The 14,125-nt window shown below is 67.7% G+C and carries 13 protein-coding genes; 10 read left to right on the forward strand and 3 right to left on the reverse strand.

The window, feature by feature from the left end; genetic code table 11:
• On the reverse strand, positions 1–1,486 hold a 1,486-nt coding region (locus WAX14_RS11810), incomplete at its 3' end, for a DEAD/DEAH box helicase (RefSeq protein WP_422628252.1).
• Positions 1,487–1,691: 205 nt separating this feature from the next.
• Here WAX14_RS11810 and WAX14_RS11815 point away from each other — a divergent pair.
• Both WAX14_RS11815 and WAX14_RS11820 read left to right on the forward strand, forming a co-directional pair.
• The gene (locus WAX14_RS11815) at positions 1,692–2,396 is read left to right on the forward strand and encodes a ferritin-like fold-containing protein (protein ID WP_422628253.1); all 705 of its coding nucleotides are present in this window, start codon (positions 1,692–1,694) and stop codon (positions 2,394–2,396) included.
• A 45-nt stretch (positions 2,397–2,441) separates the two neighbouring features.
• A complete protein-coding gene (locus WAX14_RS11820) occupies positions 2,442–2,672 on the forward strand; it encodes a DUF3107 domain-containing protein (RefSeq protein WP_422628254.1) in 231 nt (76 codons plus the stop codon).
• A gap of 68 nt (positions 2,673–2,740) precedes the next feature.
• On the opposite strand, the gene WAX14_RS11825 is transcribed toward WAX14_RS11820, so the two are convergent.
• A complete protein-coding gene (locus WAX14_RS11825; protein WP_422628255.1) occupies positions 2,741–3,409 on the reverse strand; it encodes a TetR/AcrR family transcriptional regulator in 669 nt (222 codons plus the stop codon).
• A 209-nt stretch (positions 3,410–3,618) separates the two neighbouring features.
• Between WAX14_RS11825 and WAX14_RS11830 the strand changes: the two genes are divergently transcribed.
• The 8 genes from WAX14_RS11830 to WAX14_RS11865 all read left to right on the forward strand — a co-directional run bounded on the left by WAX14_RS11830 (position 3,619) and on the right by WAX14_RS11865 (position 13,516).
• Complete coding sequence (locus WAX14_RS11830; protein WP_422628256.1) at positions 3,619–4,668, forward strand: DUF3152 domain-containing protein; 1,050 nt, start codon at positions 3,619–3,621, stop codon at positions 4,666–4,668.
• Between the two features lie 66 nt (positions 4,669–4,734).
• A complete protein-coding gene (gene moeZ / locus WAX14_RS11835; RefSeq protein ID WP_422628257.1) occupies positions 4,735–5,910 on the forward strand; it encodes an adenylyltransferase/sulfurtransferase MoeZ in 1,176 nt (391 codons plus the stop codon).
• A 153-nt stretch (positions 5,911–6,063) separates the two neighbouring features.
• Positions 6,064–6,918: a TIGR02569 family protein gene (locus tag WAX14_RS11840; RefSeq protein WP_422628258.1), complete on the forward strand. Its 855-nt coding sequence runs from the start codon at positions 6,064–6,066 to the stop codon at positions 6,916–6,918.
• 192 nt (positions 6,919–7,110) lie between these two features.
• Positions 7,111–8,616 carry a nitrate/nitrite transporter gene (locus WAX14_RS11845; RefSeq protein ID WP_422628259.1) on the forward strand — a complete coding sequence of 502 codons (1,506 nt, stop codon included), beginning with the start codon at positions 7,111–7,113 and terminating at the stop codon, positions 8,614–8,616.
• A 49-nt stretch (positions 8,617–8,665) separates the two neighbouring features.
• Positions 8,666–11,179, forward strand: a complete 2,514-nt coding sequence (gene nirB, locus WAX14_RS11850; protein WP_422628260.1) for a nitrite reductase large subunit NirB — start codon at positions 8,666–8,668, stop codon at positions 11,177–11,179.
• Positions 11,180–11,235: 56 nt separating this feature from the next.
• Positions 11,236–11,655, forward strand: coding sequence for a nitrite reductase small subunit NirD (gene nirD / locus WAX14_RS11855; protein WP_422628261.1), 420 nt, complete (start codon positions 11,236–11,238; stop codon positions 11,653–11,655).
• Entirely contained in the window at positions 11,652–12,788 is a 1,137-nt protein-coding gene (locus WAX14_RS11860; RefSeq protein WP_422628262.1) for a uroporphyrinogen-III synthase, read from the forward strand. Before nirD ends, WAX14_RS11860 begins: the two co-directional genes overlap by 4 nt.
• A 14-nt stretch (positions 12,789–12,802) precedes the next feature.
• Complete coding sequence (locus WAX14_RS11865) at positions 12,803–13,516, forward strand: sirohydrochlorin chelatase (protein ID WP_422628264.1); 714 nt, start codon at positions 12,803–12,805, stop codon at positions 13,514–13,516.
• Positions 13,517–13,544: 28 nt separating this feature from the next.
• Here the strand turns inward: WAX14_RS11865 and WAX14_RS11870 are convergent.
• Positions 13,545–14,125, reverse strand: a 581-nt coding sequence (locus tag WAX14_RS11870) for a molybdopterin-binding protein (protein ID WP_422628263.1), incomplete at its 5' end; no start/stop codon positions are given.

The following is a 14,125-nucleotide window of genomic DNA, read 5'->3' on the forward strand; positions in this document are numbered from 1 at the left end:
GAGCAGAAGCGTCCTGGGAATCGGTGTCCGGTGAGCCGGCGTCCGCCGCGACGGACTGGCCGCCGCGGGTACGACGGCGCACCCGTGTGCCCGCGCGCTTCGGGCGTTCCCGGCGAGCTTCGCTACCGGCTGCTTCGCCGGTTGCTTCGGCGCGTGCCTTGCGGACCGTTCCGGTCACACCCTCGGGGATGTTCAGGTCCTCGAACAGGTGCGGCGAGCTCGAGTACGTCTCGACCGGCTCCGCCATCCCCAGGTTCAGGGCCTTGTCGATGAGTTCCCAGCGCGGCACGTCGTCCCAGTCGACGAGCGTGATGGCGGTACCCGTGCGTCCGGCGCGACCGGTACGGCCGATGCGGTGGACGTAGGTTTTTTCGTCTTCGGGGCACTGGTAGTTGACGACGTGGGTGACGTCGTCGATGTCGATGCCGCGGGCGGCGACGTCGGTGGCCACCAGCACATCGATCTTGCCGCTGCGGAACTTGTCGAGCGCCTTCTCACGGGCGATCTGGCCGAGGTCACCGTGCACGGCGCCACACGCGAATCCCCGTTCGATCAGGTCGTCCGCGACCTTCTGTGCGGTGCGTTTGGTGCGGGTGAAGATCATCGTCGCTCCGCGGCCCTCGGCTTGGAGCACGCGGGCGACGAGTTCTGCCTTGTCGAGTGCATGGGCGCGGTAGACGAGCTGGTCGGTGCGCTCGTGCACCGCCGAGGATTCGGGTTCTTCGGCGCGGATGTGCGTCGGCTGCGTCAGGAACGTGCGGGCGAGGGTGATGATCGGGCCGGGCATGGTCGCGGAGAACAGCATGGTCTGACGGCGGTCGGGGACCATGTTCAGAATGCGCTCGATGTCGGGGAGGAATCCGAGGTCGAGCATCTCGTCGGCCTCGTCCATGACGAGCACCCCGATTTTGCCGAGGATCAGGTGGCCCTGGTTCGCGAGGTCGAGCAGGCGACCGGGCGTGCCGACGATGACGTCGACGCCCTTCTTCAGTTGCTCGATCTGCTGTTCGTAGGGGCGTCCGCCGTAGATCGCGAGGACTTCGAGGCCCTTCTTGCCGCTGCCGGGAAGGTACTTCGACGCATTCTCGAGGTCGCCGGTGACCTGGATGCACAGTTCGCGGGTGGGGACGATCACGAGGGCGCGCGGAGTGCCGTCGAGCGCGGTGGTTCCGGATTCCGCGGTGGTGACACGATGCAGCAGCGGTACGCCGAAGCCGAAGGTCTTGCCCATGCCGGTGCGGGCTTGACCGATGAGGTCGTCGCCGGCGAGCGCCAGCGGGAGGGTGAGTTCCTGGATGGCGAAGGTGCGTTCGATGCCGTGCTCGGCGAGGGCGCGAACGATTTCGTCGCGCACGCCGAGCTCACCGAAGGTGGGTGCGACGTGGGTGGAGTCGAGTTGTGCGGATACGGTGCTTTCGGTGGCATCGTCTTCGTGGTCGACAGTGATCTTGCTCAGGGGTCTGGCCTTCCTGGTCTCGGCACGCACGCACGAGGTCGAGAAGGCGACCGGATCAGCGCCTCAGCGCGAGCGTTTTCGGTGAGCTCGGCGAGGCGCGAGCGCGATCGGCGTCGGGTGCGCGCACATCATCGTTGAGGACTGCGGGCCGTGTTCAACAGCTCGAAGCGCAGTCTTCCAAGCCCATTGTACCGGTTCCGGCAATCAGGACCGTGCAGTACTAAGCTTTGTCGTCATGGGAGCCGAAACGTCGTCGTCCGCAGCCGTACCCGATCCGATCCTCGCTCAGGCGCAGGTTCCGGCCGATCATCCGGGGGTAGCGGAACTGTTCGCGGTCCTCGCATACGGCGAGATTTCCGCCTTCTATCGTCTGGCCGAGGACGCGAAGTTGTCCCCGACTCTGCGCGGTCGGGTCGCGCTCGCGAGCATGGCTGCCGCCGAGATGAGTCATTTCGAGACGTTGCACGCGGCGCTGGAGGCCCGCGGGGTGGAAATCTATGCCTCGATGGAACCGTTCCGCCGGTCGCTCGACGCCTATCACGCCTGCACCACACCGTCGACCTGGCTCGAATCGATGGTCAAAGCGCACGTCGGCGACGGTATCGCCGCGGACTTCTACCGCGAGATCGCCGACACGTTGGCACCCGAGGTTGCGTCGGTTGTCCGCGAGGTGCTCGCCGAGACCGGGCATTCGGAATTCGTGGTCCACGAGGTGCGTGCCGCGGTCGAGCGGAGCAGCCTCGACAAGGATCGGTTGATGCTGTGGGGGCGCAGACTGCTCGGTGAGGCCATCACCCAGGCCCAGTATGTGATGGCGCAGCGGGAAGACCTCGCCGACCTGGTCATTTCCGCGACCGGGGACCTGACGAACATCGCCGCGCTGTTCGACCGGATGCAGGTCGAGCACGCCAAACGGATGGCAGTGCTCGGACTGCACTAACCTGACGGAGACAGCTGTAGAGCCCTGAGATTTCGGAGGTCCACCGTGGAGGTCAAGATCGGTGTCGCGGACAGCCCGCGCGAACTCACCGTGGTCAGCGACCAGACGCCCGACGAGGTCGAGGCGCTGGTGACCACTGCCCTGGCCGGTGGCAAGGATGGTGTGTTCGCGCTCGTCGACGAGAAGGGACGCAAGCTCCTCGTCCAGGCCTCGCGCATCACCTACGTGGAGATCGGCCCAGCCGACATTCGCAAGGTCGGGTTCGCGGCCGGCTGATCGGTCGAGTCGGTACGAACGAAAGGGCCGGGGACGAGTCCCCGGCCCTTTCGTTGGTTCCAGCCCGTCTAGCGCAGTCGCAACTCCGGCTGCAGCGGCACGTGTTTGAGACCGGCCCAGGCCAGAGCGACGGTCGTGTCGACCGCGTCTTCTTTCGGGATCGGCCGTGCCGCCTCCAGCCAGTACCTCGCGGTGAACTGGCTGGTGCCGACGAGCCCGACCGCCAGGATGCGCGCCCGATACGGGTCGAGTCCCGAATCGTGGCTGACCAGATCGAACACTGCGTCGACACACGCCTCGGTGGCTTGCTCGACGCGGTGCGCGACCTGAGGTTCACCCATCAGGTCGGATTCGAAGACCAGCCGGAAGCCCTGGGAGTCGTTGTCGACGAAGTCGAAGTACGCCTGAACTGCGGCGCGTACTCGCTGTCGGTTGTCGGTCGTCGATCGAAGGGCTTGGCGGACGCTCGCGATGAGGATGTCGACGTAACTCTGCAGCACCGCACAGTACAACTCGAGTTTGCCGGGGAAATGCTGGTAGAGCACCGGTTTGCTGACTCCGGCGCATTCCGCGATCTCGTCCATTCCCGCGGCGTGGTAGCCCCGCGTCACGAAGACCTCACTCGCTGCGGCGAGAAGCTGAGCCCGACGTTCGTCGCGGGGCATGCGTGCGCCGCGCTTGACTCCGTTGCCCGAGCGGTTGCCCCGGCCGGACGTGCGGTCGGCGAGTTCGGTCATGTCGCTCCCAAATCTGCACAGTCGCCTGCGGTGACGGATTGCCCGGTGACGGGCGCCACTGCCGACGTCGATCGTCCTTGCAGATTACAGGCAGAGTGTCGTGCCGGTGTGTGCCGCCCTACCGCCGAGTATCCCCGCGTTCCGTGCCGAAGGCCGGGTACCGGAGCGACTTCACCGACGCCTGTGCACGGTGTGACATTCTGGCAGCCGTGACCGACCGAGGAGGATCGCGAGCCGCCGGCAGTGCAGCCGGTACACCGCAGACGCCGCAGCGGGAATCCGGGGAACCACCGAACCGGGCGTCACACCAGCCGCTACGCGCACAGTCGCACCAGCCGCTACGCGCACAGTGGGACCCGGTTGGTGGCGAGCGGACCTCCCGCAGGCCGCGGCCGGAGCGTGACACCCGTAAGCAGTCGCGGGTGGGTCGCTTCGTCGCGACCTACGGCTGGCGGGCATACGCGATCCCCGTCCTCGTTGCCGTCACCGTGTTCGTCGGGTGGGACGCCGTGCGCGCGGTGCCGACGCCGCAGCCCGACGAACCGGTCGCCGCGGACGGTGCGGGCGGTGCGCTCGCGGGCGAGATACCGCAGCCGGACGGGTTGTTCCCCGCCGGTGTCGGACCGGGTGCCGTTCCCGACGGCGGGCCGTTCACGGTGACCGGTGCAGGCACGTGGCATCTGGTGTCGGGCAGTAGCGAACAGGTCGGCGCCGGCGCGCGACAGGTCTTCACCTATACCGTCGAGGTCGAGGACGGAGTGGATGCGACCGGCTACGGCGGTGAAGCCGCATTCGGACGGATGGTCGACGAAACCCTTGCCAACCCGAAGAGTTGGACGACCAACCCCGACTTCGCGTTTCGTCGCATCGACGGCGGTGAACCCGATTTCCGGGTCTCGCTCACGTCGCAGATGAGTATCCGGCAGTACTGTGGCTTCGACATTCCGCTCGAAGGATCGTGTTACAACCCCGGGATCGACCGGGTGTTGCTCAACGAGGTCCGGTGGGTGCGCGGCGCCGTCGCATTCCAGGGCGACATCGGTTCCTACCGTCAGTACCTGATCAATCACGAGGTCGGTCACGCCATCGGGTTCGCCGGACATGAACCGTGCCGGAGTCAGGGTGGTCTCGCGCCGATCATGATGCAGCAGACGTTCGGGATTGCCAACGACGACATCGCACGCGTCGACCCCGGCGGAGTCGTGCCTGCCGACGGGCTGATCTGCCGATTCAACCCGTGGCCGTTTCCCCGGGGCTGAGTTCCCGCGTGGACATCCCGCGTGGACAATGAGGGACGTACCGCCGAGCGCGCCGAGGAGCCTGTCGTGACCGCATTACCACCGCTGGTGGAACCCGCCGCCGAACTGACTCGCGAGGACGTGGCGCGCTACAGCAGGCACCTGATCATCCCGAATGTCGGGGTCACCGGGCAGAAGCGATTGCGGAACGCGAAGGTGCTGTTCATCGGCGCGGGTGGACTCGGCTCTCCGGCCCTGCTGTATCTTGCCGCCGCCGGCGTCGGCACGATCGGCATCGTCGAGTTCGATGAGGTCGAGAGCTCCAACCTGCAGCGTCAGATCATCCACGGTCAGGCCGATGTCGGCCGGCCGAAGGGAGAGAGCGCACGAGAGGCCGTCGCCGGCGTCAATGTCACCGTCGACGTCCGCCTGCATCCGGTGCGTCTGGACGCCTCGAACGCTGTCGACTTGTTTCGCGACTACGACCTCATCGTGGACGGTACCGACAACTTCGCGACCCGCTACCTCGTCAACGATGCCGCGGTCCTTGCCGGGAAGCCCTATGTGTGGGGGTCGATCTTCAGGTTCGAGGGCCAGGTGTCGGTGTTCTGGGAGGACGCACCCGGCGGGGTGGGCCTGAATTATCGCGATCTGTATCCGGAAGCGCCGCCGCCTGGCATGGTGCCGTCCTGCGCCGAGGGCGGCGTTCTCGGTGTGCTGCCCGGCACCGTCGGCTGTATCATGGCGACGGAAGCGATCAAACTCATCACTGGGATCGGCGACACCTTGCTGGGCCGGCTGATGATCTACGACGCACTGTCGATGACGTTTCGTACGGTCACGCTGCGTCGTGATCCCGGGCGGGTTCCGGTCACCGAATTGATCGACTACGACGAGTTCTGCGGCACGGTTTCCGATGAGGGTATGTCTGTGGTATCCGAATCCTCGGTCACTGCAACGGAATTGAGCAAAATTCTCGAATCCGACCGCGATGTCGCCCTCATCGACGTTCGTGAGCCCGTCGAATGGGACATCGTGCACATCGATGGTGCCCGATTGATTCCGAAGGACCGCATCCTGTCCGGTGCGGCACTCGCGGAGCTTCCGCAGAACGTTCCGATCGTCGCGTACTGCAAGACCGGTGTCCGGTCCGCGGAGGTGCTCGCCGCGCTCGGGCGGGCCGGGTTCGCGGACGCGACCCACCTGCAGGGCGGTATCGTGGCGTGGGCACAGCAGGTCGACCCGACCCTGCCGCTGTACTGACCCTGCCGGGACGTTGCCGTGTGCTGACCGGACCGCGCGGTGCCGGTTGGATGCTGCGCTCGTCGACAACACTGCGCTCGTCGACAACACTGTGATCATCGACAACGGAGTGCCTTCCCTGATCGCACGGTGCACGGCGGTACCGTGAGCGTCGTGAGTTCACTCGAACCCCCGCAGCACGTGCGCTCCACGTTCGGCCTCCGCGATGCCGAGTCGGTACCGCTAGGTTCGGACTGGGACGGTGGCTGGCGATGCGGAGACGTGGTGCTCTCGCCGGTGGCGGATCATGCCCGCGCGGCGTGGTCTGCCAAGGTCCGCGAAACGCTCAGCGTCGACGGGCTGCGTCTGGCTCGTCCGGTTCGTTCCACCGACGGCCGGTATGTCGTGTCGGGGTGGCGTGCGGACACGTACATCGTCGGCACGTCCGAACCGCGGCACGACGAGGTGGTGTCGTTGTCGCTGCGCCTGCACACCGCGACCGCGAAACTCGAGCGGCCCCGATTTCTCATGCAGCCGCCGGTCGCGCCGTGGGCCGATGTCGATGTGTTCGTCGCCGCGGATCGCGCGGCCTGGGAGACCGTGCCGTTGCGGTCGGCTCGCGCCGCCGGAGCCCCGGAGGCCACCACGCCGGACGGGCGGACGAGCCTCGATCTCATCAATCAGCTCGCGACCTTCCGTAAGCCGGTGCACCTGCCGGACCAGTTGGTGCACGGCGACCTGTTCGGGACCGTCCTGTTCGCCGGTCGGGCCGCGCCCGGGCTGACCGACATCACCCCGTACTGGCGGCCGGCGACGTGGGCGGCGGCCGTCGCGGTTGTCGATGCGCTGTCGTGGGGCGGCGCCGACGACGCGCTACTCGGACGCTGGGACGACCTGCCGGATTGGCCGCAGATGCTGTTGCGGGCGGTGATGTTCCGCCTCGCCGTGCATGCGTTGCATCCGCGTTCGACCGAGGAGGCGTTTCCTGGACTGGCGCACACCTCGGATCTGGTGCGGCTGCTGCTGTAAGCCACTCCACACGCGGTCGTCGGCGCAGCCTATGGGTGACGAACTGCAGGTCACACGGCCCGTGGCCGCACCTCACGGGGTGCGCTGCCTTGGCGTGAGGATCTCTTGACGCGGCGGTCATCGCGGGCAGCACCGCGGCAACACCCGCTTCCTACCTTGGGTTCAACACGAATCGGAAGCGGGGTGGGCAAGGTGACTGTGGCAGTCGAAAATGAAACGCTGCGAGCGAAATTCGCGCGTAAGCACAACATCGAGCACTGGGACGCCGAGGACGTTCAGGCGTGGGAGTCCGGCAACAAGACCATCGCGAAGCGGAATCTGATCTGGTCGGTCGTTGCCGAGCACGTCGGCTTCTCGGTGTGGTCCATCTGGTCGGTCATGGTCTTGTTCATGCCCACCGATGTCTTCGGCATCGACGCCGCGGGCAAATTCTTCCTCGTTGCGGTGCCGACGCTGGTCGGCTCCCTTCTGCGCATCCCGTACACCGTCGCGACGGCGCGTTTCGGCGGTCGCAACTGGACGATCTTCAGCGCGCTGGTGCTGCTGGTGCCGCTGGTCGCGACGCTGTACTTGATGCTCAATCCCGGGCATTCGTACAGCACTTTCCTGCTGGTCGCCGCGATCGCCGGTGTCGGTGGTGGCAACTTCGCCTCGTCGATGACCAACATCAACGCCTTCTACCCGCAACGACTGAAGGGGTGGGCGCTCGGACTCAACGCCGGCGGCGGCAACATCGGTGTCCCGGTTGTTCAGCTCATCGGCCTGCTCGTCATCGCCACGGTCGGCAACACCGAACCGTGGATCGTGTGCGCCGTCTACCTGGTGTTGTGTGGTGTCGCAGCGGTCGGTGCGGCCCTGTTCATGGACAACATCGGCGGCCAGAAGGCAGACCTGCGGGCGATGGGCGCCGCCCTGAAGTTCCGTGACTCGTGGGTCGTGTCCTTCCTCTACATCGGCACGTTCGGTTCGTTCATCGGCTTCAGTTTCGCGTTCGGTCAGGTGTTGCAGATCAACTTCCTCGCCGGTGGTGACACACCGGCACAGGCCGCGCTGCACGCCGCGCAGATCGCGTTCATCGGGCCGCTGCTCGGTTCGATCTCCCGTCCGATCGGCGGCAAACTCGCCGACCGTGTCGGTGGTGGTCGCATCACGATGGTCACGTTCGCCGCGATGGCGTTGGCTGCGGGTGTCCTCATCGTCGCCGGTGTCCTCGACGACGCGGCTGCCGGCGCTCCGAGCGGCGGCATCATGGTCGCGTACGTCCTCGGGTTCATCGCACTGTTCCTGCTGTCCGGCCTGGGCAACGGTTCGGTATACAAGATGATCCCGTCGATTTTCGAGGCCAAGGCGCAGGGGTTGGACGGTCTCGACCGGGCCGCGAAGGCCGCGTGGTCGCGCACCATGTCCGGTGCGCTCATCGGATTCGCCGGTGCGGTCGGCGGACTCGGCGGGGTCGGCATCAACCTGGTGCTCCGCGCCTCCTACGCCGGTGAGGCGAAGTCCGCGACGATGGCCTTCTGGGTCTTCGGCGGCTTCTACCTGGTGTGCATCGCGGTCACCTGGCTGGTGTTCCTGCGGACTCCGCGCACTGTGCCCGCCACCGACACCGCCGACATCACTGAGAACACCGAGAACACCGAGAACACCGAGAACACCGAGAACACCGAGACGGACCGTCCTACGGTCCCCGTCGTCTGACGCCGCATTCCGGCACCGATTCACCCTGCACGAGAGAAAGCGAAATCCCATGAGCCGCAAGAACGTTGTCGTCGTCGGACACGGAATGGTCGGACACCGCTTCGTCGAAGCGCTGCGTGCCCGTGACGAGCACGACGTGTGGTCGGTGACGGTGCTGAGCGAGGAGACGCAGCCCGCCTACGACCGCGTCGGATTGTCCTCGTACGTCGGCTCGTGGGATCCGAAGGAACTCGCGCTCGCCGGCAACACCTACGACGGTGACGGCCTCGTCGATCTGCGGCTCGGGACCCGTGCGGCGTCGGTGGACCGCGACGCCCGCACCGTCACCACCGACACCGGCGAGGTCATCGGATACGACGCGCTGGTACTGGCCACCGGCTCGTACCCGTTCGTGCCGCCGATCCCCGGCAAGGACCTGCCCGGCACGTTCGTCTACCGCACCCTCGACGACCTCGACGGAATCCGGGCAGCCGCCGACGCTGCCGGCCCCGGTGCCGTCGGTGTCGTCGTCGGTGGTGGCCTGCTCGGCCTCGAGGCCGCCAATGCTCTCAAACTCATGGGGATGACGCCGCACGTCGTCGAGTTCGCGCCGCGGCTGATGCCGTTGCAGGTCGACGAGGGCGGCGGAAACGTCCTCGCCCGACTGGTGACCGATCTCGGTCTGACCGTGCACACCGGGGTCGGCACCTCCGCGATCGCCGAGGGACCCGACGGTCTGCAGGTCGAACTGTCCGACGGCACCACCATCGACGCCGCCGTGCTGGTGTTCTCCGCGGGTGTCCGGCCGCAGGACCGGATCGCCCGTGACATCGGCCTCGAGGTCGGCGCCCGCGGCGGCATCCTCACCGACCTCGCGTGCCGCAGTGTCACCGACGACACCGTCTATGCGATCGGTGAGTGCGCCGCCGTCGACGGCACCTGCTACGGGTTGGTCGCTCCCGGCTACAGCACGGCCGAGGTCGTCGTGGATCGGTTGCTCGACGGCGACGCCGAGTTCCCCGGCGCCGACCTGTCCACGAAGCTCAAGTTGCTCGGTGTCGACGTCGCCAGTTTCGGTGACGCACATGCCGCCTCGCCGGGCGCGCTCGAGGTCGTGCTGTCCGACGCGGCGAAGGGAACCTACGCCAAGCTCGTCGTCTCCGACGACGCGAAGATCCTCCTCGGTGGCATCCTCGTCGGCGATGCGTCCGCGTACGGTTCGCTGCGCCCGCTCGTCGGACGTGAACTGCCCGGCGACCCTGCGGCGCTGATCTCCCCGGCCGGTGAGAAGCCGGGTGCGGGATCACTGCCCGACGACGCCGAGGTGTGCTCGTGCAACGGCGTCACCAAGGGTGCGATCTGCGGTGCGATCGCAGGCGGTGCGTGCGATATCGCCCAGATCAAGGCGTGCACCAACGCGGGCACCACCTGCGGTGGCTGCCTCCCGACCATCAAGCAACTCCTCGCCTCGTCCGGTGTCGTGCTCAGCAAGGCGCTGTGTGAGCACTTCGAGCAGTCCCGCGCGGAACTGTTCGAGATCGTCCGGGCCACCGGAACCCGGACGTTCTCGGCACTGATTTCCAAGTACGGCAAGGGAACCGGCTGCGACATCTGCAAGCCGGTGGTCGCCTCGATCCTCGCCTCCACCGATTCGGATCACATCCTGCACCGCCAGCAGGCCGGTCTGCAGGACACCAACGACCACTTCCTCGCGAACATCCAGAAGAACGGCACCTATTCGGTGGTGCCGCGGATGCCCGGCGGGGAATGCACCCCCGAGCAGCTCATCGTGATCGGTGAGGTGGCCCGCGACTTCGGCCTGTACGTGAAGATGACCGGCGGCCAGCGGATCGACATGTTCGGCGCGCGAGTCGAGCAGTTGCCGTTGATCTGGCAGCGACTCGTCGACGCAGGCATGGAATCCGGTCAGGCGTACGGAAAGTCGCTGCGCACGGTGAAGAGTTGCGTCGGTTCGACGTGGTGCCGGTACGGGGTGCAGGATTCGGTGGGGATGGCCGTCGACCTGGAAATGCGCTATCGCGGCCTGCGCTCACCCCACAAGATCAAGTTCGGTGTGTCCGGATGCGCCCGTGAATGCGCCGAGGCCCGCGGCAAGGACGTCGGAATCATCGCCACCGAGAGCGGCTGGAACCTGTACGTCTGCGGCAACGGCGGCCAATCGCCCAAACACGCGGTGCTGCTCGCCGGTGGACTCGACGACGACACTCTCGTCAAATACATCGACCGGTTCCTGATGTTCTACATCCGCACCGCGGACCGGCTACAGCGGACCGCGCCGTGGCTCGACGCGATGGACGGTGGTCTCGACCACCTTCGCGACGTCGTGTGCGAAGACAGCCTCGGTATCGCCGCCGAACTCGAGGCCACGATGGCCAAGCACGTCGAGGGCTACCGCGACGAATGGGCCGGCGTGCTCGAGGACCCCGAGAAGCTCGCCCGGTTCGTCTCGTTCGTGAACGCCCCCGACGAGGCCGACCCGACAGTCCAGTTCGACGATTCCGGTAGGCGTAAGGTCCCGGTCCTGGTCGGCATGCCCGCTTACCGGCCGGGAATCTCCGGGTAACCGGCCGGAAACACCGGACCCGGATGATTTCAGCAGTACTTTTCGAGGGAGGACCAATGACCGTCACCGACACTCAGGGTGCAGGCGGAACGACGCGCGACAGCGTGTTCGACGGACGCCTGGAATGGACGTCGGCATGCCCGCTCAGTCGGCTCGTACCCGGCTGCGGAGTCGCAGTGCTCCTGCGCGGAGGTGAGCAGGTGGCCCTGTTCCTCCTCGACGACGGCACGCTGCGAGCGGTCGGCAACATGGATCCGTTCGGGAACGCCGCGGTGATGTCGCGGGGACTTGTCGGCGACCGTTCCGGGGAACCGACCATCGCATCCCCGCTGCTCAAGCAGGTGTTCTCGCTCAACGACGGTCGCTGCCTCGACAACCCGGATGCGTCGCTGCCCGTGTACGACGTACGGGTGTGGGCCGGCGTGGTGCAGATCCACAGCAAGCGGGCACCGGGCGACACCGGTGTGCTTTCGTGAGCGACGGCACCGAGCCGTTGCGGGGATTCACCATCGGCGTGACCGCGTCGCGCCGCGCGGAGGAATTCGCGACACTGCTCACCCGGCGGGGCGCGGAGGTCGTGCTCGCCCCGGCGATCCGCATCATTCCGCTCGCCGACGACGCCGAACTCGAGCGCGCCACCCGCGACGTCATCGCGACGCCGCCGGACATCACCGTCGCCACCACGGCGATCGGGTTCCGCGGCTGGGTCGGCGCGGCCGAGGGCTGGGGCCTGTCCGAGGAACTCACCGGCGCGCTCGCCGCGAGCCGGATCCTGGCACGCGGCCCCAAGGTGACCGGTGCGATCCGCGCCGCCGAACTGCGTGAGGAGTGGTCGCCCGCGTCGGAGTCGTCGGCGGAGGTGCTGACACATCTGCTGGCGGAAGGCGTCGACGGGCTGCGCATCGCGGTGCAGTTGCACGGCGAACGCACCGAGTGGGAACCCGGCGCCGATCTGTGTGAGGAACTGCGCGCCGCCGGCGCGGACGTCGTCGAGATTCCCGTCTATCGGTGGACCCCACCCGATGATCCGACCACGTTGGACCGGCTCATCGAGCAGATCGCCGACTACGGGATCGACGCGGTCAGCTTCACCAGCGCACCGGCGGTCGCGTCGATGCTGATGCGGGCCAAGCAGACCGGAATGCTCGAACTGATGCTGCGTGCGTTGCGCACCGGGGTGACCGCGGTGTGTGTCGGCCCGGTCACGGCGGCGCCGCTCGTCGAACTCGAAGTGCCGGTCACCATGCCGGCCCGGGCCCGGCTCGGTTCCCTGGCCCGGCACCTCGCCGAAGAACTGCCCCGCCGTGCCGTACGGATCACGGCAGGCGGGCATGTGCTGGGCATGCGCGGCCGGTGCGTCATCGTCGACGACGACAAGCGCTGCCTCGCCCCGGCGGGAATGGCCCTGCTCCGCACGCTCGCGTCCCGTCCCGGACGGGTCGTCGCGCGCGAAGAACTGCTCGCTGCCCTGCCCGGCGGTGGGGGAGACACCCACGCCGTCGAGACCGCGGTGGCGCGACTGCGCTCGTCGCTCGGTGCACCCACGATCGTGCAGACCGTCGTCAAGCGGGGTTATCGCCTCGCCGTCGAGCCGGAGGATGTGCTGTGATGCCGCAGTCGACCATGTCCAGACCACAGTTGTTGCTCGTCGCGCACGGCACCCGCAATCCGCGTGGAGTCGACATGATCGCCTCGCTCGCCGACGCCGTTTCCGACCGGGTCGGACCCACCCGTGTCGCGTTCGTCGACGTGCTCGGACCGTCCCCCGCGGAGGTCCTGCGCGACTCGGCCCGCCCGACCGTGCTGGTACCCGCGTTCCTCGCGTCCGGCTACCACGTGCACAGCGACGTCCCGCAGGAGGTCGCGGCGAGCGGACACACCTCGGTGTCGGTGACCCGCGCCCTCGGCCCCGATCCGATCCTCGCGCGGGTGCTGGTGCGGCGACTCGACACCGCGGGGTGGCGTCCCGGTGACGCGGTGGTCCTCGCCGCGGCAGGTTCGTCCGATCCGCGGGCCCTGCGCGATGTGCGCGCCGCCGCCCGCATGCTGTCCTCGCTGGTGCGCACCACGGTGCGCATCGCCTACGTCGCGACCGGGTCGCCTCGGGTGCCCGAAGTCGTGGCCACCTTGCGGGCGCAGGGGGCCCGCAGGGTGTTCATCGCGTCCTATCTGCTCGCGGACGGTCTGTTCCACGCTCGTCTCGCCGATGCGGGAGCCGACGGGGTGGCCGCGCCGCTCGGCGTCACCGACGGCATCGTCGATCTCGTCGCCCAGCGCTACCGGGAGGGTACGCGGCTGGCCCCGGTGTGCCTTTTGGGCGGCCAGGGCCGCCAATAGTGCACACCGCTCGAGCCACGGCCGCCGATCACATCCGGGGCAGCGGCAGGATCTCGACGAGATCGCCGTCGGTGGCACCGGGCGGAACCAACGCGATCGCCTGCCGGCCGATCAGCCCGGCGAGATGCGCGGTCCTGATCGTGTTGTCGCACAGCCATGTTCCATCGGCGCGTTGTCGTGCGGGCAGCAGCCGGGTCACATCGCCGACCACGTCGGAGGCGTTCGCGAGCGGTGCGGTCCACGGCACCGACGGAGTGCGGCAGGTACGGCCGTCGATCACCGCGGGCAGAATCACCAGCAGCGTCGAGACCGCCGCGACGGGATTGCCGGGCAATCCCAGTACCGCCCGGCCGTCCGGAAGCACCGCCGCGACCTGGGACCCGCCCGGCTTGCACCGGACCCGTTCGACGGCGACGTGCGCCCCGGCGCGGGCCAGTGCGCCGCGCAATTGATCGGCGGCACCACCGCCGGTCGCGCCGACGACGACGATCGCGTCCGCATCCGTGGATTCACGCAGCAGCAGATCGAAACCGTCGTCGGTGTCGCGCAGATGCGTCTCACTCACCGGGTCGGCGCCGCACCACCGAACGAACCGTCCCAGCACCGGCC

It is taken from the genome of Rhodococcus sp. (in: high G+C Gram-positive bacteria), assembly GCF_049299235.1.
Classification (GTDB): Bacteria; Actinomycetota; Actinomycetes; order Mycobacteriales; family Mycobacteriaceae; genus Rhodococcus.

Excerpts from the sequence above, each read along its gene's own strand:
- WAX14_RS11815 (WP_422628253.1), top strand. The coding sequence starts at position 1,692 with ATGGGAGCCGAAACGTCGTCGTCCGCAGCCGTACCCGATCCGATCCTC.
- WAX14_RS11825 (WP_422628255.1), bottom strand. The coding sequence starts at position 3,409 with ATGACCGAACTCGCCGACCGCACGTCCGGCCGGGGCAACCGCTCGGGC.
- nirB (WP_422628260.1), top strand. The coding sequence starts at position 8,666 with ATGAGCCGCAAGAACGTTGTCGTCGTCGGACACGGAATGGTCGGACAC.
- nirD (WP_422628261.1), top strand. The coding sequence starts at position 11,236 with ATGACCGTCACCGACACTCAGGGTGCAGGCGGAACGACGCGCGACAGC.
- WAX14_RS11865 (WP_422628264.1), top strand. The coding sequence starts at position 12,803 with ATGTCCAGACCACAGTTGTTGCTCGTCGCGCACGGCACCCGCAATCCG.